Source organism: Zestomonas ipomoeae (assembly GCF_057128665.1).
Map to the genome: position 1 here is coordinate 28444 of NZ_JBSKHQ010000019.1, position 22134 is coordinate 50577.

A 22134-nucleotide genomic window follows, 5' to 3' on the forward strand; every position below is an offset into this window, starting at 1 on the left:
CGATAGCCTGAATTGCGGGCATGGGAATACCTCCGCCGACGAGGCCGGCGCTGTGATGGGGTGACGGTGGTTGGTCGCTGGAGGGTTAGTGCGGGGCGGTTTCGATCATGGTGATGATGTGGTCGAAGCCTTTGACGATGCTCAGCGGACGGCCTTTGCTGGCTGCCCGCAGCTTGGTGATCAACGATTCACGGCCAACCGGGGAACGCAGCAGGGCCTTGCAGGCGTTGACGATGTCCACGGCATCGCGCTTGCCCTCGTTGAACATCACCTTGTTGATGGGCTCGCTGGCTGGCTTGCGCACCAGGTCGTTGGCCATGGCGCGCAGTTGTTTGCGGTCTGCCGGCCTGAGTGCTGGGCGGTTCATGGCGTCACCCGCTTGAACTCGACGACCCAGACCCAGGGATTTGCGTCCCAGCTTTCGATGCCGTTGATGCTCGCCCACAGGTCGCGAAATGCCCCGCCCGCTGTTGGTCGTCCAGTCATATTGTGGTCGGCCACCATGTCATACCGCTCTTGGCTGTCCGCGAGCTGCTCAAGATCAATGCCTTCCGCCAGCGCCTGCTGTTCGGTGATTTCCTGCAGGCGCTCGACGCGCAGGGCAGTGATTTCCAGCAGGATGCGGCAGGCCCAGCGAGGCATGTGGATGCTGGGAACCATCCGGCCCTTGTCTTTGGCGTAGTTGTAGAGCTTGAGCCAGTCGATGGCGGATTGGCTGTCGTCCTTGATCATCATCCAGGCATCGTCTGCCAAGTAGCGAACGCCATCTTCCCCGCTGATCAGTTCGTCAGCGCGACAGGTCTCACGCACCCACAGCCGTTCGCCTGGCTGGCCGTAGGGGCACATGGCGTTGTCTGGATCCGCTACGAAGCTAGGCTCGAAACCATCTTCGAGCCACTGGAGCGCAAGCCGCTTAACGGGCCGCCGCGTGACGGTCTTCTGGCCGCTGAGGATGGCGCGCACCATCGGGCCGCTGAACAGGATGGGGCGTTCTTTCATGGCTTCTTCTCCCAGACTTCGGCGTTGGCCAGCTGCTCGTCCGTGGCGTAGCGGCACTGGCCGCTGATGGGGTGCAGTTCGTGGACGCCGGCAACGGTGTAGGCGATGTGGTAGCGGATGCCGCTGGATCGGTGTAGGTAGGTCGCCCGCTGTACGGTGGTCTTCTCGGTCAGGCCGCCTCGCATTGCAGGCCCTCCGTGAGCTGGTCGGCCAGCACCAGGGCCATGCCGACCTGCAGCGCCACGCTGCGTTCGAACCCGGCGCCCCGCGATCCTTCCCAGCCAGGCAGCAGCGCAACCATGTCGCAGGTCAGCATCTGGCGGATCGAGTAGCGCAGATAGGCCTCCCAGCTGTCCTGGCGGGGATTCTCGGCCGGGTTCTCGACGTGGAAGCCCAAGGCCCGCAGGCGGGCGGCCTCGGCGTTGAAGGCTGGGTAGTTCTCTTCGGGCAGCCCGGTCATGGGGCCGGCCAGGTAGATGCGTTTCGCGGGCATGGAGAGTCCTCGCCGGGTGGCGTGAATGGTGGTGATGGGCTATTGGTTACGATCCCGGCATAGCGCCGGGTCAAGGAGGAAACGATGGAGCGTAATGAATTGCTTGAAGCCCTCACTGCCGCGGGGGATGCGATCAAAAGCGGTGAACAAGAGGATCTACTTAATACCGCCATCGCCCTGGAAGTTTTTGAAGTCGAATTCTTCAATGACTCCACCAACCGGGGGATAGCTAGCCGACTCCATGCTGACTTGGCAAACATCGGTATTGGTTGCTTTGCGCTGGTTGATACCAAGCTGATGGCGGACCGGATAAGTACCCTGCTCGCTAGAGTAAAAGCAGGGCGAATTTAGCCGCCCTGGTAGCCCACCGGCCGCACATCCGGCAAGGATGGCGGCCGGGCAGGGTGGTTTACTGCTGAACCTGAGAAACGCTCAGCCCGACCGCTACTGGTCGCACCCAGATGGGCATGCTGCTGAGCATGAAAGTTTCGCCGGCAGCAGCCAGCAGCAGGGTGGTGCCCATGACGTGGCCGATGGCCTCGGCGGCATGCGGCGGCACGGCGTTGCCGATGCGCTCGCTCCAGTCCTTGTCGCTCATGCCGTCCAGGATCAGCTGCTCTTCCGGCTCCACCAGGCTCTGCAGGGCGGCTTTCTCCAGCGTGGTGAAAGGGCGGTGCCAGGTCCCGTCGATGCTGCGGATGATGCAGGTCAACCGCTCGTTTGCCGCCGGGATGCGTGGGTCAGCGACGCTGAATCGTCCGCTGTCGTAGCGCGAGCTGGCGGCAATGGCGCCACAGCTCTGGTCGAACGGGATCACGCCATAGTGGCCGCCGGTGAGGTAGTTGTCGCCCTTGCCCCGATGCAGGATGCGCGGGTCAGCCACGGACTGCTGGCCACCTTGCACGCCCTTGCCGCCGGCGATGATGGTGCCGGCCGGCTGGTCGAATGGCACCACCTTGTAGTTGCCGCTGTGGCGGTTCCAGTTCGGACGTGGGTCGGCCACGCTGAACGTGCCTTGTCCTGGCATGGTCTGCCCGGTGATGGTCGGTGCCGATTCGCTCCAGTCCACCACGCCGAACTGCTGGCCGTGGTTCCAGCGTGCCGACTGCTCGTAGCGAGGATCGGCGACCGAGAAGGCGCCGTTGGTTGGCAGGGACTGGCCGGCGACGGTGCCGGTTGGCTGGTCCCAGCTGCGCACGCCCATATAGCCGGCACGGTAGTCGGGCACGATCACCAGGTCGCGCAGATAGCCGTCCTCGATCGCCAGGTCATTGAGACTGCGCCAGTCGCTGCCAGCGCGCACCAGGGCAAGGCGCACCCAAGTTTTCCACTGCAGCGAGGGGATGCGGTGCATCGGGCCTGCGGCCTCGATGTCGCCCGGCAACGGCATGCGGCCAAGGATGTCGCCGACCGGGCGCAGGTTCTTCTTCTCTGGCTCGTACAGGAACGGCGGCACCTTGGCGACGTGTCGCGCCACCAGGAGGAAGCGCTTGCGGCTCTGGGCCAAGCCGCCCAGCTGCCCGCAGTCGTGGGTAGTCTCGGCCACGGCATAGCCGTAGTGGCTGAGCAGGCTGTTGATCTGGTCCAGCAGATGCCGGCCGCGGGTGGCCAGGCGCGGGACGTTCTCGAAGACGATCAGCGGTACCGGGTCATCCTTCCAGGCTTCGCCCATCAGCCAGATGCAGCGCAAGGTCAATTCGTTGAGGGCCTGGTACTTGGGCGTCTTGCTGGTGGCCTCGGACAGCAGGCCACTGGCGCCCTTGCATGGGCTGCTGATGAACACCGCGTCGGGTCGCTGGTTCTGCGCGGCGCGGCGGACATCATCGGCGGATGCCTCGCGCCAGCCTGCCGGCGGTTCCTGCCCGTGGAAGCGGGTGTATTGGTCGCGGGTGAACAGGTCCAGCAGTGTGCCCGGCACGCCGGCCAGGCGGGAGAAGTCGGCCAGGCCTGCCGGGTCGACGTCGATGCCGCCAAGGCATTCCCAGTTGGCCTGCACGTTGCCGACCACCGGCTTGGCGCGGTTGAAACCCTTGGCGCCACCGCCAAGGCCGCAGCAGAAATGGAAGTGGTACAGGGTGCGCTTGAGCATGCTTACCTCGGAGCAGGTGCTGCGCCGCCCGTAGGCGGCGATCGTTACGCAGCCTTGAGCTGCTGCAGGGCGAAGTAGATCCGGGCGCAAGCCTCGGTATCCGGCCGCGCGCGGTGGCCGCCGACCAGCTCTTCGCCAGTGAAGTGCAGCAGGGCCTCTGCCACGGTCGGGTTCTTGAACTGGTTGCCGAAGCCGGCGGCGATCATCTTCTCGGTGGGCGGGCACTTCACCAGGTTCTTGCTGTTCTGGCAGGTGCAGTAGTTGGGGCCGGCCTTGAAGTCGTCGGCGATCTCGTCGCTGAAGAAACGCATCAGGCCGATGCGCACGATGCGGTCATCGAAGGACACGTTGTGCGCCACGCGCAGCCCGGCCTGGCGCCAGATGCCCAGGAAGCCCAGCAGGGCGTCGACCTCGGGGATGCCCTCGGCCATGGCCATTTCGGTGGTGATGCCATGGATGGCGGCCACGTCGTCGGGGATTTCCCAGCCATCGGGCTTGACCAGGGTTTCGAAGCTGTCGACCAGCTCGCCGTCCGGCGTGTAGAGCAGGGCGCAGATGTCGACGATATGGGGCTGGAGCGGGTCGGTGCTCTGCTCCCTGAATAGGGGCAGGCCGGTGGTCTCGGTGTCGAAGACGCAGATCAGGTCGGACATGGTGGGAATCCTTGGGCAAAAAGAAGCCGCCCGAAGGCGGCTATGGTGATGCTGGCGGTGATCAGCTGGCGTCTGCGAACGGAAGAACCTTGTAGACGTAGTCGGCGCTGTTGGCCGCATCGCTGTTCTCTACGGCGATGACGCCTTGCTCGACCAACTGGAACAGCAGGGAGGTGGCCTTGCTGCTGTCGACGGCCAGGTGCTGCTGCAGGAAGGTCATGTCGATGCTGCCGCCAGACTTGCGGACCAGTTGGGTGACCTCGTCGAGGGTGATTGCGTTGAGGTCGTCGAGCAGGGTGCCGGTGCTTTTGGCTGGCGGCGTTTGCGTCAGCACGTCACGCGCCCCGTTGCTGTTCATCGCAGTGACGATACCGCCTTCTTCCAGCGCCTCAATCAGGCGAGCTGCGCGGTTGTAGCCGATCTTGAGCTTGCGCTGCACTGCGGAAATGCTGGCGCGCTGGCTTTCAAAGACAAAGGCGACCGCTTCCTGGTACAGCGGATCGGTTGCCCCCCAGGCGCCTTCCTCGGGCTCCTTCTCGTTCAGCCCCATGCCGGCCGCAAGTTCCGCCGCAGAGAGCGGCAGCTCGCGCTGGTCTCGCTCACCGCGAATACCGTCGAGACCGTCGGCATAGTCGTTCGGGGCCAGCACCAGCAAGGCCAGCTTGCCGGAAAGATCGATCAGGCCGTGACGGTTCGGGTCCTGGGCGTCCACCTGACCAGTCACGGTGATGCTCTTTTCCTTGAACTTCGAGTCGGCGATCTTGATCGGGATGGTGTCGACGCTGCGCGAGCTGATGATGCTGATGGCGGTCGGCACCACGTCGTTCACCTTCTCGGTGATGCGATCGATAACTTCTTGCTGGTCTTCCTCGTTCAGCCGCCCGAATGGCGACTTCATGTTGCGCAGCTCGAAGAGCGCGGCTTCGACCAGGTCGTGCACCATCAGTTGATGCGCCAGAACCATCGGTTCAACGCCGTGCAGGCGGGCGCGTTCGATGGCTTCGCGGTGTTCGATTTTCATGGATGATCCTCAGTGCTTGGCTATTTGTTCGAGCTTTCGCTGTTGGGCGATGCTCAGGAGGGTGCGCGGGCCGTGACGCTTGAAGCTGGCCCGGATGTCTTCTACGAACTCGTCTTCCCAGGCGTTCGCCGCGTGGAGTTCCGCAGCGGCGAGCAGTGAGGTGAATTCCTCGATCCGGTCGTACAGCTCCTCAACTGTCTGGCTGGCCATGCCGGTCTCCTGTATCAGGCGACCTTGCTCAGCTGGACGCCCTGGATGTGGTTGATGAGAGCAGCGCAGATGCGCGGGAAGTCGCTGGCGCGGTAGAGCTTGGCGGCACGCTCCTGACCAACTGGCTCGAAGCCCAGCGAGGACAGGAAGTCAGCAGTCAGCGTGAAGCCGAGGCGACTGGTGATGTCGCCCAGCTTGATGCGCTGGCCGTTGTCTGCCTGCTGAGCGGCTGCCGGAGTGATTGCCACCGCCTGTTCGCGGTCAATCTCTTTGGCGACCTCAACCAGATCGTTCGCCTGTTCAACGGCCTGTGCCTGGAGCGGTTGCGCTGCAGCCTGTGCCTGCTGCTCGGCGACTCGACGCTTCTCGGCTTCGGCCTCTTCGTGCTCGCTGATGCGGGTCTTGATCAGTGCGACCAGGTCGTCATTGGCCTTGAGCACCAGATCTTGCGCATCGTGGAACAGGAAGCCATGCGCGCGGGCCAGTTCGTTAAAGCTGGCGATGTTGGCGCGGATGCCGTCGGCGATCCGGCTGGCCTCGATCTTGGCCCGGGCCAGTTCGGCGTCGGCGGCCTCCTGCAGGCTGGCGACGGTCTTCTTACCCTTGATGGCGTTGGCGAAGTCGGCCGCCACCTTGGGCATGCGGATCTTGCCGCCGAGGGTGGCGTTGATCTGGTCGATGTGGTCCTGCAGAGCCTTGGCCGCGCCGATGACGATGTCCTCGCGGATCGACTTTTTGCGGGACTCCACCAGCTTGTTCAGCTCCAGGCGCTTGGCGCGGGTTTGGGCGCTGATCTCGTCGATGGTACGGAACACCTGGTCGATGTCGGTGGCCTGGCCGAGGATCTGTCTCTTCACCAGCTCCAGCCGCTCTTCGACGTCGCCGCACCACTTCACGGTCTTGTCAGCGTCGGCGAAGTCCTGGTCACTCTCGAGCGTGGTGTTGATGCTGCCCAGCACGGCCAGCGCGTGACGCTTGAACTCGTCCAGGTTGGACGCCTTGACCATGCCGGTGACTTCGACGCGCAGCGCCGGCAGTTGCTCTGGCGCCAGGCCAACCGCTTCGACCTTGGTTTCCTGCGGCACGAAATCGGCCAACTCTTCCTCGAACTGCTTCCAGCCGGCGATCAGCTGCTCGCGGCGCCCTGGGACCGGGCGGTATTCCATGTGCACGAAGTTCTCGCGGGTGCCGTCGGAGCAAACGAAGATCACTCGCTCGGCACCGCTGACCAGCAGCTGCTGTTCCAGCTGCCAGTAGTACTGAGGCTCCAGCTCGCCGGTGCGGACCTGGGAGGCGACCTTCTCGTTCCAGAGCTTGTGCTCGAACAAGGTGTCGCCCAGCATCGTGGCGCCGTCCAGGCTGGCCAGCAGGTTGCCGCTGGTGCCGACGATGGGATACAGCTCTTCGCCGATCAGCTCTTCGACCAGGGGGCGGGCCATTTCCTCGGTGGCATGGCCCAGGTCGAACAGGTTCTGCTGTGCGGCACTGACCTCCGGCACGATGCCGGTCTTCTTCTGGGTCAGCAGGTCGGTGCGACTCTGGTACTTCGAAGCGCCCATCATCGCGGGCGCTTCGGAGGCGGTGAAGTGGCTGGCGCGGAGGGCATGCCACTCGGGCGTGCCCTGCTGGACGTTATGCACTTGCATCGGTGGCTTCTCCTTCGATGGGAGCGAGCGCGCGGATGCGATCCTTCTGCGCTTCGCTGAGGGTGTACTTGCTGCTGATGGTTGCCATCAGGTGGTCAGGGTTGGCCTTGCCTTGCCCGATCATTGCCCGCCACTTGTCTGCGTTTTCTTCGAGCTTGCTGTCGGGGTAGGCCGGCAGTTCCTTCGGCGCCTCGGCCTGGCGGGCCGGGCCGACTTCGCGCTCGGTGGGCGTGTCCATCAGCTCTTCGGCAACCGGCATGCCGCGCAGCACGTCGGGGAACACGTCGCGCAGGGCGAAGGCGCGGGCGCGCATCTGGCGCATGCGCTTGGGGTACTGGCTCCATGGGCCCTGTTTGCCGGCCAGGCCGGCCAGCTTGGCGTCGGCCATGCTGAACGTGCGGACCTGCTCTTCTTCGCCGCGGCGTTTCACCCGGCAGGTGGCGGTCTCGCCGTCGTCCGACTCGTAGACGTACTCGCACAGCGGCGAGCTGCGAACCAGGGCGATCACGGCATCGCCCCAGAGCGATGGTCGACCGTTGATCACGGCGATGTTCTGCATGGCCTGCATCGGCTGTAGGCCAAGCTCCATGCCCCACTGGATGGCGACCAGGACATTGCCCGGCTTGCGCTGGTAGTCCTTGGGCACGATGTCTGCCTGGGACAGGTGGTCGGCGAAGCGCAACGCCTCGTCGATGTTCTGCGGCATCAGGCTGAATGTTTGTTTGACTGCTAGGTCGGTCATGACGGTCTCCCGCCGCGCGTGGCGCAGCGTATAGGTGGTGATGGGGAAGGGGATCAGCGGGGTTCTGAGGCAGGCGATGCAGCTTTTTGCTTTTTGCTTCGGGTGTACGCCGCGGCGAGCTTCTGGCTGATGCCCCATGTCGTGAGGTGACAGAGCGTCCCGCCCATGTTGGTCTTGTTGCGCTTGTGCACGATCAGAGGGTCACGATGGTCTGGGTGGCGCATGCGCAAGACCTCGTAGGGGCCCCCTGTCTCAACCTTTTGCCAGCCCTGTTCCTCACAGAAGGCCGCGAATCGATCGAGGTGGTGAACGCGCAACGTGCAGCGGCTGCGGCTCACGACTTCACCTCGAACCGCAGCACGCACAGGCCGCGGCTAATGGTTGTGAACACCGGCTCGCCGTAGCCGCAGCGGGCGGCCAGCGCTCGCGCCTGGGCCAGCGTCTTACCGGCGACCTCTTCGAATTTGGTGGTGGGCTTCATCTGGCTCGAGATCATGACTGCAGCTCCCTGGTGACCTTCTCGTCGACGTAGACCGCCACGGCTTCCTGCAGCGGGCCGGCGATCAGCGAGACGTTCCGCTTGGCCATAAACCTGGGCTCGATGTCGAGCAGGCCAAGCAGTTCGCTCCAGAACTCGCGCTGCTGTGCGTCAGGGGCTTCAGCCATCAGGTCGCGCAGCTCCTGCCAGTCCAGTTCGTCGCGTACCTCGTCGGAGCGCCGCTCATAGGCCAGCCGATAGTCGTAGTCGCGGCTGATACTGCGTTCGTAGCTGGCAACGCTGGAGCCAACCGGGCTGATTGCGTGATGCATGGTGGTGTCCTCTGCTGGTTCGCCTGCATGCGGCAACACTCCGCCGATCCGCTGTGAGCCGGTGGGCGCGGATAGGGAGTGCTGTCGGATGGAGGCGGATAAAAAGGGCCCCGGCGAACCGGGGCAAGGCGCGGTAGAGCAGGTGGTGCGTCGTTTACTTGCCGTTGGCCCAGGCCTCGCCGGCTGCCTTGGCGGCATCCATCGAGTCGAACCATTCGGTTTCAGGGTTGAAGCCGCAGCCCCGGTACCAGCGAGACAGCAGCACGCTGGTACTGTACTGAGTGATGCTGGAGCGACGGTGGTCATCGCAGGAGCCGTAGTGGGTGACTCCGCAATGGGGCTCAGACCAGGCTTTCATGTGGATTCCTCCGGTTGGTTTCCCGGATGCCCCTCGGAGGGAAGGGCATCGAGGAAATCGGGTGTTGCTGGGCTCCGTTACGCCACGGTGGCCTTGGCTGCCTTTCGGCTCTCGGGGGCCCTGTGGGCCCAACAGTCGGCCACGCTGGTATGGCTGCCGACTCTCGACTTCTGGCGCTTTACGCTGCACGCCTGGGGTGAGGCATCCCCTCTGAACCGTTCGGGCCGGTTCATCGCTGCCCATCGCTGGCCGGTTGCGGCTGGCGATGGGGTGAATTTAGAAAACTAAACGATGGCAGTCAAGAAGAATTTTAGAAAACTAAACAGCGCGGGCGGCCGAAGGCCTCGCTTGGCATGCGGCAGGCGCAAAAAAGCCCGCTCGGTGCGGGCTTGGGGGAGAGAGGATAGTCGGGAAACCGACTCAGCTTGGCTGGCAAGCTGCAGGCATTACGACAGGAGATCGCGGCAATGGCCGATACAGCACCGAAATACAAAAATTACGCTGAACCCAGCATGACCCTACGTGAGAACGAAGACCCACACGCTTGGATGACGCCGGAGTCCCGCAATCAGTGGGAGGAATGGGGCTTGTGCGAGTCTATCGACCAAACAACTTCTTTATCCGATCTACTAGAACATCCTGCAAAGTAAGATGATCGACCGATGATGAAATAATAGTGTTGCAGCCGGGGCAGATTATATTGAGGCCTTTCCATTTTGTTGCGTGTTCATGGATGAGCACACGCTCCAATTTCAAATAGTTCTGAGTCTTGTTGCAATTCGGACACTTTGCTGTATTCATTCGTTTGAATCCCTTCTTAATTATAGAAAAGTTGCCGCTATACAAACAGCGACAACAACTGCCACCCACGCCACCAACCCGCGAACCGCCCAGCGTTCACCGCGTACCAGTGCGTCGAAGTAGCGTGGCCAGTTCATTTCGGCACATGGTAGGAGGCGCAGTCAGACTTGGATACCCTGAAGTCGGTAAGGATCGCGCCGTCTTCATCTCGGTAAAGATACCCATAAACCAGGCCGCCTCTGAGCATGGGCATTGATGTCTTTCCAGTGCATAGCTGATTAACTGCGGCCTTTCTGGCTTCTGCTGAAAAATATGATTGATCTGTTTCGGATTTTTTTACTCCGATCAGCGTGTAAAGAGTAGTAAATACTTGGTCTTTGAACACTGCATGATCAAGTCTTGTTACTTCATCAATCATCTTTGGAGAAGTTTTATTTATCTCTTTAACTGCGTCCTGAACAGCTTTGTCTCTTTCGTGGATCATGTTTGATCGTTGGCGGTTTTCGTATAAGACTTTTCCAGTTGAAAGCGCCAGGGTGCATAAAATCAAAAGTCCTATTTTTTTCCATTTCATGCGTATGCGCCTTAAAGTCCAGTGATCTTGGCATCCACCACGCGCCCAATAATCCGCCACTCGCCATCTATCTCAACCGTTCTGAATGCCGGGTTGAGTGGCACCAGGTACTCAGTGCCGGCGTCGCGCACATACTGCTTGAAGGTGGTTTCGCCGTCTCGATGCTTGGCAATGTAGAACTTGCCGCTGATCAGGTCGAATCCTTCCGGTCTAACCAGTATCTTGGTGCCCTCGGGGAAGCTTGGCGCCCCGTCTGACCTCATCGAGTGGCCTTTCACCGTCAGCCAGTATCCGTGCTGACCCGCATTTTCCGTCGATTGAATCATTTCCTCGCCGTCACCTGGACAGTGATTGTCCGGGGACTCGGCTCGCTCTCCAGCGGCAACCCAACTGATCAATGGGTACTCCTTAGCCATTCTGGTTGGTTGGAGCGCCATCTCGACGTTGCTGCCTTCATGATCTGAAGCAGGGGCGTAGAGGGCACCAGATGCAAGCTTGTGGACTGACGGCGTCGATCCGGTTGCAAGCCAGTTGGCGTCGCATTGCAGCACCTCGGCGAGCTTGAGCAAGCGCTTGCCGTTGGCCTGATTCGTGCCATTCGTCCAGTGGGTTACCGCGCCCTTGGAGACGCCCACCCGCGCAGCGATATCCGCGGCGCTGAGGCCGGTGTCTCGCATGCGGTCTTTCAATCGGTTCGAAAAGTCCATGTTTAGGAGACTAAACATAATTCGGTTTAGATACCTTGCTTTATTGCGTTTACTTTTCTAAACTCCAGCCGAAGTCACCGGAGGATAGGCGTATGACCTACCAAGAAGCCCTGGCCCATTTCGGCACCGGGCGAGCGATTGCGGAGAAGCTCGGGCTTACCCCAGGCCGCGTTTCGCAGTGCAAGACTGCTGGCGGTTTCTCCTACCAGCAGCAATGCGTCCTGGAGAAGGCCGCGGGCGGTGTCATTACCGCCCGCCAGGAAGATGTGCCTTCGCAGCAGCTGGCGTCCTGACCATGTCCACGGAGCAATTGAGCCAGGAACAGGCTGTAAGGGCTCGCAAGAACTACAGCGTGCTCATGCGGGCGCTTGCATCGGTCGGCAACGCGCCGGTGGCGCTTGCAGTCGGTTGCGACGAGGCGACGATCAGCCGGATGAAGCCGGAGAAGTTCGAGCAGTTCTGCCAGATCCTGGCGGTGCTCGATCTGAAGGTCGTTCCGAAGGAGATGCGCTGCTTCAACGAGCGCGACATCGAGGCAATCCTGTACCAGGCGAAGCGCTGGATGGAGCACGTCCAGGGCGTCGATCAACTGGAGTTCGATTGACGATGCCTGCCTTCCAGATCAACGACGCCGAGTGGGCGGCCCTGATGGAAGAGCCGGGCGACGTGTTCCTGGCGTACTGCTCGATCAGGCGCTTCATGGATTACGAGACCGGCATCGCCGGCGTTCGCCGCCGCATCAGCGAGCAGATGATCAGGGAAGTGCTGTACGTGGCGCCCACCAGGGGACGCCATGAGTCTGGGTCACCCACGCGCCAGCGTGTCCGCTCAGTGATCGATCGACTGATAACCCTCGAAGCAATCCGCCCGATAGGCCCCATGGTCTACGAGCTTCCGCTCGCCTCAAGGGATGGTCTGCCCAAACGATCAGCAACCGATGAGCAACCACATCAGCAACCGTATCAGCAACCCATCGACAACCAGCCGGAAGCCAGCAAAGACGAGGCTTTCAGCGATGAAGAAAGCGCATCAGCAACCACATCAGAAACAGGCGACACCGGGAACAGCAACCTACCTCCGGTATCCGGGTTTCTTCCTACGTCACGTCACCACGCGCGCGCGAGTTCAGACCGATTCCCGATGCATGACGACTGGCTTCCCACCAGCGCCGGCTGGAAAGCAACAGCCATGCGAAACGGCCTTGGCGCAACACCTGTGGGCGCTGAGCTGCTGATGGAGTTCCGTTCGTACTGGATCAACCGCCCAGACAAGTACCAATCCCAAGGCCAGTGGGAGCACGAACTGGCGCAAAAACTCAAGCGAGAGGTGCGAAATGCACAACGACCAGGAATCACCCAAGCCGGTGGGAGAGCTGATCGGCAGCGCCCTCTCTCCGCACCAGAGCGGGTGCAAGCCGCAATCGAGCGAAACCGAGCGGAGCGAGCCAAAGCGGGTGGAGCCATTACGCATGGACCTGCTGGAAAAGCTGTGGGCGACCATGGCGGAAACCTACGGCCACCGCTGGACGTCGAGTTTTGGCGAGAGCCCGAGGCCTGATCACGCATGGGCGAAGCACCTCACCGGCATAACCGGACGGCAGATCGCCAACGGGCTGGCGCAACTCAGCAGTCTGGACAGCGACGGATGGCCACCCAGCGCGCCGCAGTTCCGCAGCATGTGCCTACAGGTGCCAGGACTACCCACTGAGGCTGATGCATGGGACCAGGCGCTACGCGGCCAGTACAGCCACGAAGCCGTGCGCATCGCCGCCAAAGCCACCGGCACGTTCGACCTGCAGGCCGGCCGATTGAACGACAAGGGATTGCGTGATCGCTTCAACCGCAATTACGCCATCGTCCGGGCGCGCGCCGTCATGGGCAAGCCGCTGGACGACAGCATTCCAGAAGGCATCGAGCACGACAGCAAGACCCCAATGCAGGTGCAGTTCGCCGCGACCCACCGTGAGGCCCGCGACCTGATCATCGCCCAGGGACTGCCAACCGACCCGAAGGCCGCGCGCGCTCTACTGCTGGCAAAAATGGGCATCAAAAGGGGAGGGGAGCAGCATGCGTAGGGCGATTTACACCATTGGTCTGTGCACAGGCTGCATGCTTGTGGCGACATTCGGCCGGGAGCCTCTTGTGGCGCTCCTAGTGTTCCTGATCGGCATGGACAAGCTGGAGGGGCGTCATGCTTGAGCCAGTCGATTTCACTGTGCCCGGTGAGCCGGTAGGGAAAGGCAGGCCGCGCGTCGGCAAGGTGGGCAACCATGCCCGGCTGTTCACCCCGAAGAAGACTGCCAACTACGAGAGCCTGATCGCCGTGGTTGCCCAGCAGGCCATGGCAGACCGCGAGCTGATTGCCGGCCCAGTACTGATGGAGCTGCGCATTGTTCTGCCGGTGGCTCCGTCCTGGTCGAAGAAGAAGACCGCCGCGGCGCTCGCCGGCGAGGTGATGCCCACGAAGAAGCCCGACGCCGACAACGTGCTCAAGGCTATCTGCGACGGCATCAACGGAATCGTCTTCCGCGATGACGTCCAGGTGGTGAACGTGTCCATGTCCAAGCGCTTCGGCGATACGCCAGGCGTTTCGGTCCGTGTCGTTCCGCTGGTGGGGGAGTGTTCGTGATGCACTGGCACTGCAGGGAGCTGAACGACGGCTGGGTCATGCTCGCCGTAGATATCAATCTGACCGATGAAGACGCACCAGAGGCGATGGCCGGGCTTCGATACGCCGTGCATCCGTTCCAGTTCGACGAGAACCCGGAAGCGTTCTGGGCGATCATTTCCGAGATGCAGCAGCGGGCGGTGGCGGTCGCTCAGCCCCTGCCTGCCTCGCGCGCGTGCGCGTTTGGGGGCTGATCAATGCGGGAAGGGGTGGACCAGCAGCAACTCGACCTGGGCTTCGCACGCCCCGAGCCTGTTGCGCCTGTTCGTCCGATGGTGGCAGTTAGGCCGCCCCAGGTGCACCAGAAACCAGCGGCCAAGCCGGACGAGCGTCGCATCATCGACTGGTTCCAGGTCATCGCCATGCTCATGAAGGCCGGCTACTCGGTTCAGTCAATCAGCGATGTGATCAAAGTGCCGCGCACCACCCTGATCGGCTGGAAGCAGGGGGCGGAACCGCGCTACAGCGAGGGCGAGAGCCTGATTGCCTTCTGGAGCCAGATCACCGGGCTGGGTCGGGACAAGCTGCCGACCTGTGAGCCTGGGGACTGGCGGGCGTACCACTCGAAATAGTCGGGAACCCGACACCCCACCACGCCGATGCTGTCCTCGCCGTTGAACCCCATCAACCGAGGACAGACCAATGCCCGCCCCAGAGAACCTCTCAACGCAGACCCCTGGCGCCGCGCCGAACGCGCCTGATTCCACCGCACCCAGCACCGAGACGCAGCCCGAACCGGCGTTCAAACCACTGCACAAGGGCGGTGGCAAGCACGTCGTAGTCGATGCCAGTGGCGAAGCCGTCGGCGACTTCAAGGGCACCAAAGCCGAGGCAGAGGCAGAGGCGGCCCGCCTGAACGCCGGCGGTGAGCCCATGACGGCCCCCGCCGCGCCGGCTCATGAGCTGGACGATAACGCGCCGGCAGCTCAGCCGAAGCCCGGTGCCATCGATCCCACCACGCTGAAACAGCCCGTGCTGACCTCTGAAGGTTGGCTGTGCCCGGCGCCCAAGCAGGAGCCCTGAGCCATGGGAAGCAAGCCGAAGAAACCGAAGGTGCAGCCCCAGCCGGACCCGAAGGTCGAGGCCGAGAAGGCGGCGAACGAAGCGGCGGCCAAAGCCAACCAGGAAACCGCCACCCGGAAGAAACGCAAGATCGAGAGTTCACTGCTCTCGACCGCCGGCGGCGCCCGTGGCGACACCGCATCCCTCATCGCCTCCGGTAAGGACAAGCTCGGATCATGACGACAGCACCCGCCGACCAGATCGTAAAGCGCCTGGCCTCGCTGAAGGCCCTACGCCTGCCGCATGAGCCGGTCTGGCGGGACTGCTTCGATCACACCTACCCGATCCGCGGCGACGGCCTGTCGGGCATGAAGCTCAACGACGCCCAGGACGTGCAGTCGCGTATCGCCCGGCTGGTGGACTCAACGTTGACTGATGCCGCCCGGCTGCAGGCGTCCTCGATCATGTCCGGCATCACGCCGGCCAACTCGCGCTGGTTCGCCCTGGACGTGGGCGAAGAGAGCGACGACGAACGCCGCTGGCTGGATGATTCCGCCCAGCTGCTGTGGGAGAACATCCACGCCGCGAACTTCGACAGCGCCGCCTATGAGGGCATGATCGACGAGGTGTGCGCCGGCTGGTTCGTCATGTACATCGACGAGAACCGCGACCAAGGCGGGTTCCTGTTCCAGCTCTGGCCGCTGTCGAGCTGCTACTGCGCGGCCAGCAAGGAAGGCCAGCCCATCGACACCGTGTATCGCTGCTATCAGCTGACCGCCGAGCAGGCGGTTGCCGAATTTGGCCTTGATCAGGTCAGCGAGAAGGTACAGAAGGCGGCCAAGGAAAGCCCCGACGAGAAGTTCGAGTTCGTCCACGCCATCCAACCGCGCAGCACCTACATGGTCGGCGCCAAGCTGGCGAAGAACATGCCGATTGGCTCGTACCATGTCGAGGTGGCCAGCAAAAAGCTGGTGCGCGAGTCCGGCTATCACGAACTGCCCGTCGTGGTTCCGCGCTGGATGATGATCCCGAACAGCGTCTATGCCATCGGGCCGGCCTCTGAGGCGCTGCCAGATGCCCGCACCCTGAACCAGATCATCCGCATGGAGATGGCCGCAGCAGACCTGGCAATCAGCGGCATGTGGATCGCCGAAGACGACGGCGTGCTCAATCCGCGAACCGTCAAAGTCGGGCCGCGCAAGATCATCGTGGCCAACAGCGTCGACAGCATGAAGCCGCTGTTGTCTGGCGCTGACTTCAACGTCTCGTTCACCAAGTCCGAGCAGCTGCGCGCCGCAATCCGCAAGGTGATGATGGCCGACCAGCTGCAGCCCCAGGATGGCCCGGCGATGACCGCGACCGAAGTGCATGTGCGCGTCGGGCTGATTCGCCAGCTGTTGGGCCCGGTCTATGGCCGCCTGCAGGCCGAGTACCTGAAACCGCTGATCGAGCGTTGTTTCGGCATCGCCTACCGTGCCGGCATCTTCGGCCAGCCGCCGCAGTCCCTCGGTGGCCGCGACTTCACCGTCCGCTACGTCAGCCCCCTGGCCCGTGCCCAGAAGCTGGAAGAGGTCAGCGCCATTGACCAGTTCGTTGCCGGCTGTGCGATGGCAGCTGAGCTGCAAGCCAAGGCCCAGATGCAGCCCGATGCCCTGGATAACGTCGACCTGGACGAGGCCGCCCGTTTCCGCGGCGAAGCGCTCGGCGTCCCGTCGCAGGTGATCCGCAGCAAGGCCAGCGTCGAAGATCGCCGCGACCAGCGTGAGCAGCAACAGCAGGAGGCCATGCAGCAGCAGACGGCCCAGCAGATGCAGCTCGCTGCCGGACAAGCCGCCATGCGGCAGGCGGGTAACCAATGAGCTTGACCACCGAGCAACAGGACGCCCTGTTCAAGCGCGTGTTCGAGGATCACCACGAAGGACGCATTGCCCTTGATCTGCTGATCCAGCGCTTCGCCCGCAACGCAGTCACCACCGGCGGCATCGACGCCATCCTCAAGACCTACATGCAGGCCGGGCACCGCGAGGTGCTCGACCACATCCTGCTCCGCATCAACCGCGCCAACGGCGTGAACACTGACCAACCCGACGAGGAATGACGATGAACTTGTTCATCCACCGCATGCTTGGCCACTACCTGCAGGACGAGGCGCCGGCAGATGGCGGCCAGGGCGACGGCGGCCAATCACCAACCCCGCCCGCTGATGGCGGATCGTTGCTCAACCAGGCCGCCAGCCAGGGGCAGGACTTCATCCCCGAGAAGTACCGCGTCACCAAGGCCGACGGCTCGCTCGACCTGGAGCAGTCCAGCCGCAAGCTTGCCGAGTCCTATGGCCACCTGGAGAAGCGTATGGGCAGCGGCGACCTGCCGCCGAAGTCCGTCGAGGAATACGCCCCGAAGATCGAAGTTGAAGGCTTCGACTTCAACGAGTTCAAGGCGGACGAGTCGACCCAGGCCTTTCTCAAGGGCGCCCACGCCAAGGGTCTGACCAACTCCCAGCTCGAGTTCGTGATCGGCGAGTACCTGCGCGTGGCGCCGCAGCTGATGGAGGGTGCCGTCCAGCTCGACCAGCAGGGCGCCAGTGAAGTGCTGCGCGGCGAGTGGAAGACCGACGCCGAGTTCAACGCCGGCCTTGGTGCCTCCTACCGCGCGTTGCAGGGCTTTGCTGGCGATGGCCTGGGCAGCATGGACAACCTGATGGCCAAGTTCGGCAACGACCCGGACTTCATCGCCTTCACCGCCCGCATCGGACGAGAGATGCGCGAGGATACGCCGGTCGGTGGCGAGCAGGTCAGCGAAGGCGACTTCACCGCCAAGACCGCCGAGCTGCGCGGCAAGCTGCAAACCATGTCCATCGAAGATCCGCAGCGCAAGGCCGTGCAGGCCGAACTCGATGCGCTCTACGCCCGCAAGTACCCCACCGGCAACTCCCGCTTCAAATAGTCGGGAAACCGACACCCTCCCTGAAACACCATCGCAGGCATCCCAGCAATGGGCCGGCCTGCGGTGGCGCGCAGATAACCGGAGAGCCCCGAGGCTGCAGCGCCGATGCACGCCAGGAACACCGGCCCCAACGCGGACAACCGGCAGGCATGAACCCCGTTTCCATCAGGAGTGCATCACATGTCCTTCCAGATCACCGAAGCATTCGTCCAGCAGTACGGCGACAACTTCCGCCACCTGGCGCAGCAGACCCGTTCGCGCTTCGAGCCGTGCGTAAGCATCGAGCCGAACATCGTCGGCATGTCCAAATCCATCAACCGCCTGGGCCAGCGCACCGCGAAGCGCCGTACCCAGCGACACGGCGACACCCCGATCAACGACCAACCGCACTCGACCCGATTCGTCGACCTGTTCGACTGGGAAGACGGCGACATGCTCGACGACCAGGACAAGATCCGCATGCTGGTCGACCCGCAGTCGGAATACGTCAAGGCGATGGTCGCGAGCCTGAACCGTGCCAAGGACGACGTGATTATCGCCTCCCTGGGCGGAAACTCTCGCTCCACCACCGGCAACATCGTCCTGCCCAGCTCGCAGAAGATCGCCGTTGGCGGCACCGGCTTGACCAAGGCCAAGATCATTCAGGCCCGCAAGCTGTTCCGCAAGAACGAGGCGGACAACCACAACGGCGAAGAGCTGTTCATCTGCTACACCGCGTCCGCTGCTGCCGACATCCTCGCCGACTCCACCCTGACCAGCGCCGACTACATGGCCGCCAAGTTCCTCGAACAAGGCGACGTCGAAGGCCGTTGGATGGGCTTCACCTGGATTCCGACCGAGCGCACTCCGCTGAGTGCTGGCACCCGCCAGTTGTACGCCTGGGCCAAGTCCGGCGTCACCTTGGGCAAGGGCGCCGACATCGTCACCAAGGTGGGCGAAGACCCGGGCAAAGGCTTCAACGTTCGCATCTACGCCAAGATGTCCATTGGCTCGGTGCGCGTTGAAGAAGAGAAGGTCGTGGAGATTTCGGTAACCGAGGCGTAAGCCCGGTACCGGCCACCTACCCAACGCATTCAGGAGAGCATCCCCATGGCTGTCGTAACCACCAAGTCCACCGCCTGCGCTGCAGGCGATGCGTTCCCGCAAACCAACACCCAGCAGAAGATCCACGGTGGCCGCCTGCGCGAGTCCCTGGGCGTCGTGGAGGCCGTCAGCGGCGATTCCATCGGTTCCCAGTACCGCATGGCACGCGTTAGCTCTGGTGATCGCGTGTCGCGCGTGCTGCTGTCGTGCGACGCCATCACCACCTGCGCCGCCGATGTTGGCCTCTACGACATCCCGGCGGTCAACGCTGGCGCGGTTGTCGATGCCGACTTCTTCGCCTCGGCCCAGTCGCTGGCGTCTGCCCTGGTCAATCAGGACGTGACCCATGAGGCGGACGCCGCCGACGCTGGCGCAGGTTTCGGCCTGGCCGATGTCGAGAAGCCGCTGTGGCAGGCCCTGGGCCTCGCTGCCGATCCGGGCAAGCAGTACGACGTCGTTGTCACCCTGACCGCCGCCGCCGGCTCTGCTGGAACCGTCGCACTCAAGGTGCAGTACGTCGACGGCAACTGATTGGCCTGCCAGGGATGGCGACTTTCAGACCGGGGCCATGCGCCCCGGTTTGTCCATCTGGAGAGTGAGAATGACCGCGACCGCCGTATCCATCTGCTCCAATGCGCTGCTGATCCTCGGCGCGCAGACCATCAATGCCCTGGATGAGGACAACGACCGCGCCAGGTTGGCGTCGAACCTGTACAGCACCGTCCGTGACGACATGCTTCGCGCCCATCCATGGAACTGCGCCATCAAGCGCATCCAGCTTGCTCCGGATGCCATAGCTCCGGCATTTGGCTACGCCCGCAAATTCACGCTCCCCGGTGACTGGCTGCGCACCATCGAGATCGAAGGGAACTTCGATTTCACCATTGAGGGACGATCGATCCTTAGTGACTCGGAAGCGATCAATCTCCGCTACGTGTTCCGCAACACCGTTGAATCGACCTGGGACGCGACCCTGGTGCAAGTGATGACGCTGGCCATGGCCGCGCGCATGGCTTACGCGATCACCCAGTCCACCAGCATGGAACAGTCGCGCATGCAGGAACTGGAGTTCACGCTGCGCAAGGCCCGTGCTGTCGATGGCCAGGAAGAGCCGCCGCAGACCTTCGGTGACTTCCCGCTGCTGGTCGGCCGCTTCACCAGCGGGGGCGTGCTCTGATGGCCCGCGTCACGTACCTGCAGACCAACTTCACCGCCGGCGAGCTGTCGCCGCGGATGCTTGGCCGGGTCGATATCGCCCGGTACCAGAACGGCGCCCGCCGGATCGAGAACGGTATTCCGCTTGTGCATGGCGGGGTGATGCGCACCTGGGGCACTCGCTTCGTCGCAGCGGCCAAGTTCTCTGGCACCAAGCGCACCCGCCTGATCCCCTATGTTTTCAACCGATCCCAGGCCTATATGCTGGAGTTCGGCGACCTCTACGTCCGCGTTTGGTCGCTCGCCGGCGTGCAGTTGACCGAGCTGGTGACGCCCTACACCGAAGGCATGCTCTTCGACATTGGCTACGTCCAGGGCGCCGACACCATGTTCCTGGCCCACCAGGCCTTGCCGATCTACCGGCTGCGGCGCGTTACCAACGCCGAATGGACCCTGTCGGCGGCACCGTTCGTGACTGAGCCGTTCGACGAGACCGGGCATAAGCCGGCGGTATCGGTGACCCTGTCCGACCCAAGCGCCGGCACCGGCCGCACGGCGACGGCTTCTGGCTCTGTCTGGCTGGCGGCTGATGTCGGGCGCGAAGTCTGGTATGGCACAGGCGTTGCGGTTATCACAGCCGTGTCCTCGGCGACCGTTGCCACCGTGACCATCCGCACCGCCTTCGGCGGCACCGCCATTCCGTCTGGCGCCTGGCGCCTCACTGGCAGCCCGCAGGCGGTGTGCACGCCCAGTGCGAAGGATCCTGTTGGGGCGTCGATTACGCTGACCTTGGGGACATCAGGGTTCCGGTCGGAGGACGCGGGCAAGTACGTGCGGATCAACCGCGGCATCGTGCAGATCACCTCAATCGGCTCTGCTACCTCTGCGAACGGGATCATCAAGAGCGCTCTCGATGCGACCATCGGCGCAATCGCCAATTCCTGGACCCTGGAGGGCGCCGTCTGGAATAGCGCCAACGGATATCCGGGCGCCGTGACCCTGCACGAACAGCGGCTGGTCTGCGCGGGCTCTCCCGAGTACCCCCAAGTCGTTTGGATGTCGCGCATCGGCGAATACCTGAACTTCGAGCTGGGTACCAAAGACGACGACGCCATGTCGTTCACCGTGTCCAGTGACCAGATCAATCCGATTGAGCACATGGGCCAGGTCCGCGCCCTGATCGCCTTGACCTATGGCGGTGAGTTCACTTTGTCCGGCGGTGTCGAGAAGGCGATCGCCCCGACCAACATCCAGGTCAAGAACCAGTCGACCTATGGCTGCAACCGGGTCCGGCCGTGCCGGATCGGCAACGAGCTGTACTTCGTGCAGCGCGCCGGCCGCAAGCTGCGCTCGATGGCCTACCGCTACGACACCGACGCCTACGGTGCTCCAGACACCTCAGTGCTGTCGGAGCACGCAACCGAGAGCGGAATCGTCGATATGGCCTACCAGCAGGAACCGGAGTCGGTGCTATGGCTGGTGCGGGCAGACGGCGTTATAGCGACGGTTACGGTCGACCGCGACCAAGACGTTATTGGTTGGGCCAGGCAGACCACCGACGGCGCCTATGAGTCGGTTGCGTCCGTGCCCAACGCCACGGGCGAAGAGGTCTGGATGATCGTTCGTCGCGAGGTCGACGGTCAGACCGTCCGGTATCTGGAACGCATCGACACCAGCGTGCTGACCCATTCGGCGGTGACAGGCTCCAACCCGGCCGGCCAGACCACCTGGAATGGACTCGGACATCTGGAGGGGAAGACCGTCGATATCGTCGCCGACGGCGTGGTGATGCCATCCATGGAAGTCGTTGGGGGCGAAATCACCATTGGCCGTCCTGCCAAGGTCATCGAGATAGGCCTGCCGTACACCACCACCATCGAAACCCTGCGGCCAGAGATTGCCGGCCCCGGCGGTAGCTCGCAGGGCAACAGCATGCGCATCGGCGAGGTGACGCTGCGCTTCCTGCAGACCATCGGTTGCCGGGTCAACGGCAAGGTGATCGCCTTCCGGAACTTTGGCGCCGACGTTCTGGACGCGCCGCTGGAGCCTTACACCGGTGATCACCGCATGGAAAACCTCGGATGGGATCGCAACGAGGCCTCGCTGCTGATCGAGCAGCGGCAGCCGTTGCCGTTCCATCTGCTGTGCGTGATCCAGAAACTGACCACCAACGATTGAGGT

General features: G+C 63.1%; 33 protein-coding genes. 17 read left to right on the forward strand and 16 right to left on the reverse strand.

Annotation, left to right across the window (positions count from 1 at the left end; translation table 11 throughout):
- Nucleotides 1-85: 85 nt before the first annotated feature.
- The 4 genes from ACWKV7_RS18550 to ACWKV7_RS18565 are packed head-to-tail and all read right to left on the reverse strand — an operon-like array spanning nucleotide 86 to nucleotide 1492.
- The gene (locus ACWKV7_RS18550) at nucleotides 86-367 is read right to left on the reverse strand and encodes a hypothetical protein (protein ID WP_483859176.1); all 282 of its coding nucleotides are present in this window, start codon (nucleotides 365-367) and stop codon (nucleotides 86-88) included.
- Nucleotides 364-999: a hypothetical protein gene (locus tag ACWKV7_RS18555; protein ID WP_483859177.1), complete on the reverse strand. Its 636-nt coding sequence runs from the start codon at nucleotides 997-999 to the stop codon at nucleotides 364-366. Before ACWKV7_RS18555 ends, ACWKV7_RS18550 begins: the two co-directional genes overlap by 4 nt.
- Nucleotides 996-1184, reverse strand: coding sequence for a hypothetical protein (locus tag ACWKV7_RS18560; RefSeq protein ID WP_483859178.1), 189 nt, complete (start codon nucleotides 1182-1184; stop codon nucleotides 996-998). Before ACWKV7_RS18560 ends, ACWKV7_RS18555 begins: the two co-directional genes overlap by 4 nt.
- On the reverse strand, nucleotides 1169-1492 hold the full coding sequence (locus ACWKV7_RS18565) for a DUF4406 domain-containing protein (protein WP_483859179.1): 324 nt from the start codon (nucleotides 1490-1492) through the stop codon (nucleotides 1169-1171). The genes ACWKV7_RS18560 and ACWKV7_RS18565 overlap by 16 nt, the downstream gene beginning before the upstream one ends.
- A gap of 84 nt (nucleotides 1493-1576) precedes the next feature.
- Here ACWKV7_RS18565 and ACWKV7_RS18570 point away from each other — a divergent pair, with 84 nt between their 5' ends.
- A complete protein-coding gene (locus ACWKV7_RS18570) occupies nucleotides 1577-1843 on the forward strand; it encodes a hypothetical protein (protein ID WP_483859180.1) in 267 nt (88 codons plus the stop codon).
- Between the two features lie 58 nt (nucleotides 1844-1901).
- Here ACWKV7_RS18570 and ACWKV7_RS18575 read toward each other — a convergent pair whose 3' ends face one another.
- The 12 genes from ACWKV7_RS18575 to ACWKV7_RS18630 all read right to left on the reverse strand — a co-directional run bounded on the left by ACWKV7_RS18575 (nucleotide 1902) and on the right by ACWKV7_RS18630 (nucleotide 11121).
- Nucleotides 1902-3581 (reverse strand): DNA cytosine methyltransferase, encoded by a 1680-nt coding sequence (locus ACWKV7_RS18575; RefSeq protein ID WP_483859181.1) that lies wholly within the window; start codon nucleotides 3579-3581, stop codon nucleotides 1902-1904.
- Nucleotides 3582-3625: 44 nt separating this feature from the next.
- Nucleotides 3626-4234 carry a 3'-5' exonuclease gene (locus ACWKV7_RS18580; protein ID WP_483859182.1) on the reverse strand — a complete coding sequence of 203 codons (609 nt, stop codon included), beginning with the start codon at nucleotides 4232-4234 and terminating at the stop codon, nucleotides 3626-3628.
- A gap of 61 nt (nucleotides 4235-4295) precedes the next feature.
- Nucleotides 4296-5255: a DNA translocase FtsK gene (locus tag ACWKV7_RS18585; protein WP_483859183.1), complete on the reverse strand. Its 960-nt coding sequence runs from the start codon at nucleotides 5253-5255 to the stop codon at nucleotides 4296-4298.
- A 9-nt stretch (nucleotides 5256-5264) separates the two neighbouring features.
- A complete protein-coding gene (locus ACWKV7_RS18590; protein ID WP_483859184.1) occupies nucleotides 5265-5465 on the reverse strand; it encodes a hypothetical protein in 201 nt (66 codons plus the stop codon).
- Between the two features lie 14 nt (nucleotides 5466-5479).
- Complete coding sequence (locus ACWKV7_RS18595; RefSeq protein ID WP_483859185.1) at nucleotides 5480-7111, reverse strand: YqaJ viral recombinase family protein; 1632 nt, start codon at nucleotides 7109-7111, stop codon at nucleotides 5480-5482.
- Entirely contained in the window at nucleotides 7098-7853 is a 756-nt protein-coding gene (locus ACWKV7_RS18600) for a recombinase family protein (protein WP_483859186.1), read from the reverse strand. The genes ACWKV7_RS18595 and ACWKV7_RS18600 overlap by 14 nt, the downstream gene beginning before the upstream one ends.
- A 53-nt stretch (nucleotides 7854-7906) precedes the next feature.
- Nucleotides 7907-8191 (reverse strand): hypothetical protein, encoded by a 285-nt coding sequence (locus ACWKV7_RS18605; RefSeq protein WP_483859187.1) that lies wholly within the window; start codon nucleotides 8189-8191, stop codon nucleotides 7907-7909.
- Complete coding sequence (locus ACWKV7_RS18610) at nucleotides 8188-8349, reverse strand: hypothetical protein (protein ID WP_483859188.1); 162 nt, start codon at nucleotides 8347-8349, stop codon at nucleotides 8188-8190. The genes ACWKV7_RS18605 and ACWKV7_RS18610 overlap by 4 nt, the downstream gene beginning before the upstream one ends.
- Nucleotides 8346-8663, reverse strand: a complete 318-nt coding sequence (locus ACWKV7_RS18615) for a hypothetical protein (RefSeq protein WP_483859189.1) — start codon at nucleotides 8661-8663, stop codon at nucleotides 8346-8348. The genes ACWKV7_RS18610 and ACWKV7_RS18615 overlap by 4 nt, the downstream gene beginning before the upstream one ends.
- Before the next feature lie 154 nt (nucleotides 8664-8817).
- Nucleotides 8818-9021 carry a hypothetical protein gene (locus ACWKV7_RS18620; protein ID WP_483859190.1) on the reverse strand — a complete coding sequence of 68 codons (204 nt, stop codon included), beginning with the start codon at nucleotides 9019-9021 and terminating at the stop codon, nucleotides 8818-8820.
- Nucleotides 9022-9955: 934 nt separating this feature from the next.
- Nucleotides 9956-10396: a hypothetical protein gene (locus ACWKV7_RS18625; RefSeq protein ID WP_483859191.1), complete on the reverse strand. Its 441-nt coding sequence runs from the start codon at nucleotides 10394-10396 to the stop codon at nucleotides 9956-9958.
- Between the two features lie 11 nt (nucleotides 10397-10407).
- Nucleotides 10408-11121 (reverse strand): LexA family protein, encoded by a 714-nt coding sequence (locus ACWKV7_RS18630; RefSeq protein ID WP_483859192.1) that lies wholly within the window; start codon nucleotides 11119-11121, stop codon nucleotides 10408-10410.
- 74 nt (nucleotides 11122-11195) lie between these two features.
- On the opposite strand from ACWKV7_RS18630, the gene ACWKV7_RS18635 reads away from it, so the two are divergent.
- The 16 genes from ACWKV7_RS18635 to ACWKV7_RS18710 all read left to right on the forward strand — a co-directional run bounded on the left by ACWKV7_RS18635 (nucleotide 11196) and on the right by ACWKV7_RS18710 (nucleotide 22131).
- Nucleotides 11196-11396 (forward strand): hypothetical protein, encoded by a 201-nt coding sequence (locus ACWKV7_RS18635; protein ID WP_483859193.1) that lies wholly within the window; start codon nucleotides 11196-11198, stop codon nucleotides 11394-11396.
- Between the two features lie 2 nt (nucleotides 11397-11398).
- Entirely contained in the window at nucleotides 11399-11707 is a 309-nt protein-coding gene (locus tag ACWKV7_RS18640) for a CII family transcriptional regulator (protein WP_483859194.1), read from the forward strand.
- Between the two features lie 2 nt (nucleotides 11708-11709).
- Nucleotides 11710-12660, forward strand: a complete 951-nt coding sequence (locus tag ACWKV7_RS18645; RefSeq protein ID WP_483859195.1) for a DnaT-like ssDNA-binding domain-containing protein — start codon at nucleotides 11710-11712, stop codon at nucleotides 12658-12660.
- A complete protein-coding gene (locus tag ACWKV7_RS18650; RefSeq protein ID WP_483859196.1) occupies nucleotides 12572-13177 on the forward strand; it encodes a hypothetical protein in 606 nt (201 codons plus the stop codon). Before ACWKV7_RS18645 ends, ACWKV7_RS18650 begins: the two co-directional genes overlap by 89 nt.
- 116 nt (nucleotides 13178-13293) lie before the next feature.
- Nucleotides 13294-13731: a RusA family crossover junction endodeoxyribonuclease gene (locus tag ACWKV7_RS18655; RefSeq protein ID WP_483859197.1), complete on the forward strand. Its 438-nt coding sequence runs from the start codon at nucleotides 13294-13296 to the stop codon at nucleotides 13729-13731.
- Nucleotides 13728-13964, forward strand: coding sequence for a hypothetical protein (locus ACWKV7_RS18660; RefSeq protein WP_483859198.1), 237 nt, complete (start codon nucleotides 13728-13730; stop codon nucleotides 13962-13964). Before ACWKV7_RS18655 ends, ACWKV7_RS18660 begins: the two co-directional genes overlap by 4 nt.
- 102 nt (nucleotides 13965-14066) lie before the next feature.
- Nucleotides 14067-14342 carry a hypothetical protein gene (locus tag ACWKV7_RS18665; protein ID WP_483859199.1) on the forward strand — a complete coding sequence of 92 codons (276 nt, stop codon included), beginning with the start codon at nucleotides 14067-14069 and terminating at the stop codon, nucleotides 14340-14342.
- 70 nt (nucleotides 14343-14412) lie between these two features.
- Nucleotides 14413-14793, forward strand: coding sequence for a hypothetical protein (locus ACWKV7_RS18670; protein WP_483859200.1), 381 nt, complete (start codon nucleotides 14413-14415; stop codon nucleotides 14791-14793).
- 3 nt (nucleotides 14794-14796) lie between these two features.
- Complete coding sequence (locus tag ACWKV7_RS18675; protein WP_483859201.1) at nucleotides 14797-15012, forward strand: hypothetical protein; 216 nt, start codon at nucleotides 14797-14799, stop codon at nucleotides 15010-15012.
- Entirely contained in the window at nucleotides 15009-16631 is a 1623-nt protein-coding gene (locus ACWKV7_RS18680) for a portal protein (protein WP_483859202.1), read from the forward strand. Before ACWKV7_RS18675 ends, ACWKV7_RS18680 begins: the two co-directional genes overlap by 4 nt.
- On the forward strand, nucleotides 16628-16870 hold the full coding sequence (locus tag ACWKV7_RS18685) for a Bbp19 family protein (RefSeq protein WP_483859203.1): 243 nt from the start codon (nucleotides 16628-16630) through the stop codon (nucleotides 16868-16870). The genes ACWKV7_RS18680 and ACWKV7_RS18685 overlap by 4 nt, the downstream gene beginning before the upstream one ends.
- 2 nt (nucleotides 16871-16872) lie before the next feature.
- Nucleotides 16873-17715 carry a hypothetical protein gene (locus ACWKV7_RS18690; protein ID WP_483859204.1) on the forward strand — a complete coding sequence of 281 codons (843 nt, stop codon included), beginning with the start codon at nucleotides 16873-16875 and terminating at the stop codon, nucleotides 17713-17715.
- Between the two features lie 180 nt (nucleotides 17716-17895).
- Nucleotides 17896-18759, forward strand: coding sequence for a phage capsid protein (locus tag ACWKV7_RS18695; RefSeq protein WP_483859205.1), 864 nt, complete (start codon nucleotides 17896-17898; stop codon nucleotides 18757-18759).
- A gap of 45 nt (nucleotides 18760-18804) precedes the next feature.
- Nucleotides 18805-19329, forward strand: coding sequence for a hypothetical protein (locus ACWKV7_RS18700; protein WP_483859206.1), 525 nt, complete (start codon nucleotides 18805-18807; stop codon nucleotides 19327-19329).
- A gap of 70 nt (nucleotides 19330-19399) precedes the next feature.
- Nucleotides 19400-19975 (forward strand): phage connector family protein, encoded by a 576-nt coding sequence (locus ACWKV7_RS18705; protein WP_483859207.1) that lies wholly within the window; start codon nucleotides 19400-19402, stop codon nucleotides 19973-19975.
- A complete protein-coding gene (locus tag ACWKV7_RS18710) occupies nucleotides 19975-22131 on the forward strand; it encodes a phage tail protein (RefSeq protein WP_483859208.1) in 2157 nt (718 codons plus the stop codon). Before ACWKV7_RS18705 ends, ACWKV7_RS18710 begins: the two co-directional genes overlap by 1 nt.
- Nucleotides 22132-22134 lie beyond the last annotated feature (3 nt).

What these genes read in the sequence shown, in the direction of transcription:
- ACWKV7_RS18635 (WP_483859193.1), top strand. Translation starts at nt 11,196, where the DNA reads ATGACCTACCAAGAAGCCCTGGCCCATTTCGGCACCGGGCGAGCGATT.
- ACWKV7_RS18575 (WP_483859181.1), bottom strand. Translation starts at nt 3,581, where the DNA reads ATGCTCAAGCGCACCCTGTACCACTTCCATTTCTGCTGCGGCCTTGGC.
- ACWKV7_RS18700 (WP_483859206.1), top strand. Translation starts at nt 18,805, where the DNA reads ATGGCTGTCGTAACCACCAAGTCCACCGCCTGCGCTGCAGGCGATGCG.
- ACWKV7_RS18560 (WP_483859178.1), bottom strand. Translation starts at nt 1,184, where the DNA reads ATGCGAGGCGGCCTGACCGAGAAGACCACCGTACAGCGGGCGACCTAC.
- ACWKV7_RS18550 (WP_483859176.1), bottom strand. Translation starts at nt 367, where the DNA reads ATGAACCGCCCAGCACTCAGGCCGGCAGACCGCAAACAACTGCGCGCC.
- ACWKV7_RS18590 (WP_483859184.1), bottom strand. Translation starts at nt 5,465, where the DNA reads ATGGCCAGCCAGACAGTTGAGGAGCTGTACGACCGGATCGAGGAATTC.
- ACWKV7_RS18620 (WP_483859190.1), bottom strand. Translation starts at nt 9,021, where the DNA reads ATGAAAGCCTGGTCTGAGCCCCATTGCGGAGTCACCCACTACGGCTCC.
- ACWKV7_RS18710 (WP_483859208.1), top strand. Translation starts at nt 19,975, where the DNA reads ATGGCCCGCGTCACGTACCTGCAGACCAACTTCACCGCCGGCGAGCTG.
- ACWKV7_RS18650 (WP_483859196.1), top strand. Translation starts at nt 12,572, where the DNA reads ATGGACCTGCTGGAAAAGCTGTGGGCGACCATGGCGGAAACCTACGGC.
- ACWKV7_RS18670 (WP_483859200.1), top strand. Translation starts at nt 14,413, where the DNA reads ATGCCCGCCCCAGAGAACCTCTCAACGCAGACCCCTGGCGCCGCGCCG.
- ACWKV7_RS18600 (WP_483859186.1), bottom strand. Translation starts at nt 7,853, where the DNA reads ATGACCGACCTAGCAGTCAAACAAACATTCAGCCTGATGCCGCAGAAC.
- ACWKV7_RS18680 (WP_483859202.1), top strand. Translation starts at nt 15,009, where the DNA reads ATGACGACAGCACCCGCCGACCAGATCGTAAAGCGCCTGGCCTCGCTG.
- ACWKV7_RS18565 (WP_483859179.1), bottom strand. Translation starts at nt 1,492, where the DNA reads ATGCCCGCGAAACGCATCTACCTGGCCGGCCCCATGACCGGGCTGCCC.
- ACWKV7_RS18610 (WP_483859188.1), bottom strand. Translation starts at nt 8,349, where the DNA reads ATGATCTCGAGCCAGATGAAGCCCACCACCAAATTCGAAGAGGTCGCC.
- ACWKV7_RS18645 (WP_483859195.1), top strand. Translation starts at nt 11,710, where the DNA reads ATGCCTGCCTTCCAGATCAACGACGCCGAGTGGGCGGCCCTGATGGAA.
- ACWKV7_RS18690 (WP_483859204.1), top strand. Translation starts at nt 16,873, where the DNA reads ATGAACTTGTTCATCCACCGCATGCTTGGCCACTACCTGCAGGACGAG.
- ACWKV7_RS18585 (WP_483859183.1), bottom strand. Translation starts at nt 5,255, where the DNA reads ATGAAAATCGAACACCGCGAAGCCATCGAACGCGCCCGCCTGCACGGC.
- ACWKV7_RS18695 (WP_483859205.1), top strand. Translation starts at nt 17,896, where the DNA reads ATGTCCTTCCAGATCACCGAAGCATTCGTCCAGCAGTACGGCGACAAC.
- ACWKV7_RS18630 (WP_483859192.1), bottom strand. Translation starts at nt 11,121, where the DNA reads ATGTTTAGTCTCCTAAACATGGACTTTTCGAACCGATTGAAAGACCGC.
- ACWKV7_RS18640 (WP_483859194.1), top strand. Translation starts at nt 11,399, where the DNA reads ATGTCCACGGAGCAATTGAGCCAGGAACAGGCTGTAAGGGCTCGCAAG.
- ACWKV7_RS18625 (WP_483859191.1), bottom strand. Translation starts at nt 10,396, where the DNA reads ATGAAATGGAAAAAAATAGGACTTTTGATTTTATGCACCCTGGCGCTT.
- ACWKV7_RS18555 (WP_483859177.1), bottom strand. Translation starts at nt 999, where the DNA reads ATGAAAGAACGCCCCATCCTGTTCAGCGGCCCGATGGTGCGCGCCATC.
- ACWKV7_RS18705 (WP_483859207.1), top strand. Translation starts at nt 19,400, where the DNA reads ATGACCGCGACCGCCGTATCCATCTGCTCCAATGCGCTGCTGATCCTC.
- ACWKV7_RS18580 (WP_483859182.1), bottom strand. Translation starts at nt 4,234, where the DNA reads ATGTCCGACCTGATCTGCGTCTTCGACACCGAGACCACCGGCCTGCCC.
- ACWKV7_RS18655 (WP_483859197.1), top strand. Translation starts at nt 13,294, where the DNA reads ATGCTTGAGCCAGTCGATTTCACTGTGCCCGGTGAGCCGGTAGGGAAA.
- ACWKV7_RS18675 (WP_483859201.1), top strand. Translation starts at nt 14,797, where the DNA reads ATGGGAAGCAAGCCGAAGAAACCGAAGGTGCAGCCCCAGCCGGACCCG.
- ACWKV7_RS18595 (WP_483859185.1), bottom strand. Translation starts at nt 7,111, where the DNA reads ATGCAAGTGCATAACGTCCAGCAGGGCACGCCCGAGTGGCATGCCCTC.
- ACWKV7_RS18685 (WP_483859203.1), top strand. Translation starts at nt 16,628, where the DNA reads ATGAGCTTGACCACCGAGCAACAGGACGCCCTGTTCAAGCGCGTGTTC.
- ACWKV7_RS18570 (WP_483859180.1), top strand. Translation starts at nt 1,577, where the DNA reads ATGGAGCGTAATGAATTGCTTGAAGCCCTCACTGCCGCGGGGGATGCG.
- ACWKV7_RS18615 (WP_483859189.1), bottom strand. Translation starts at nt 8,663, where the DNA reads ATGCATCACGCAATCAGCCCGGTTGGCTCCAGCGTTGCCAGCTACGAA.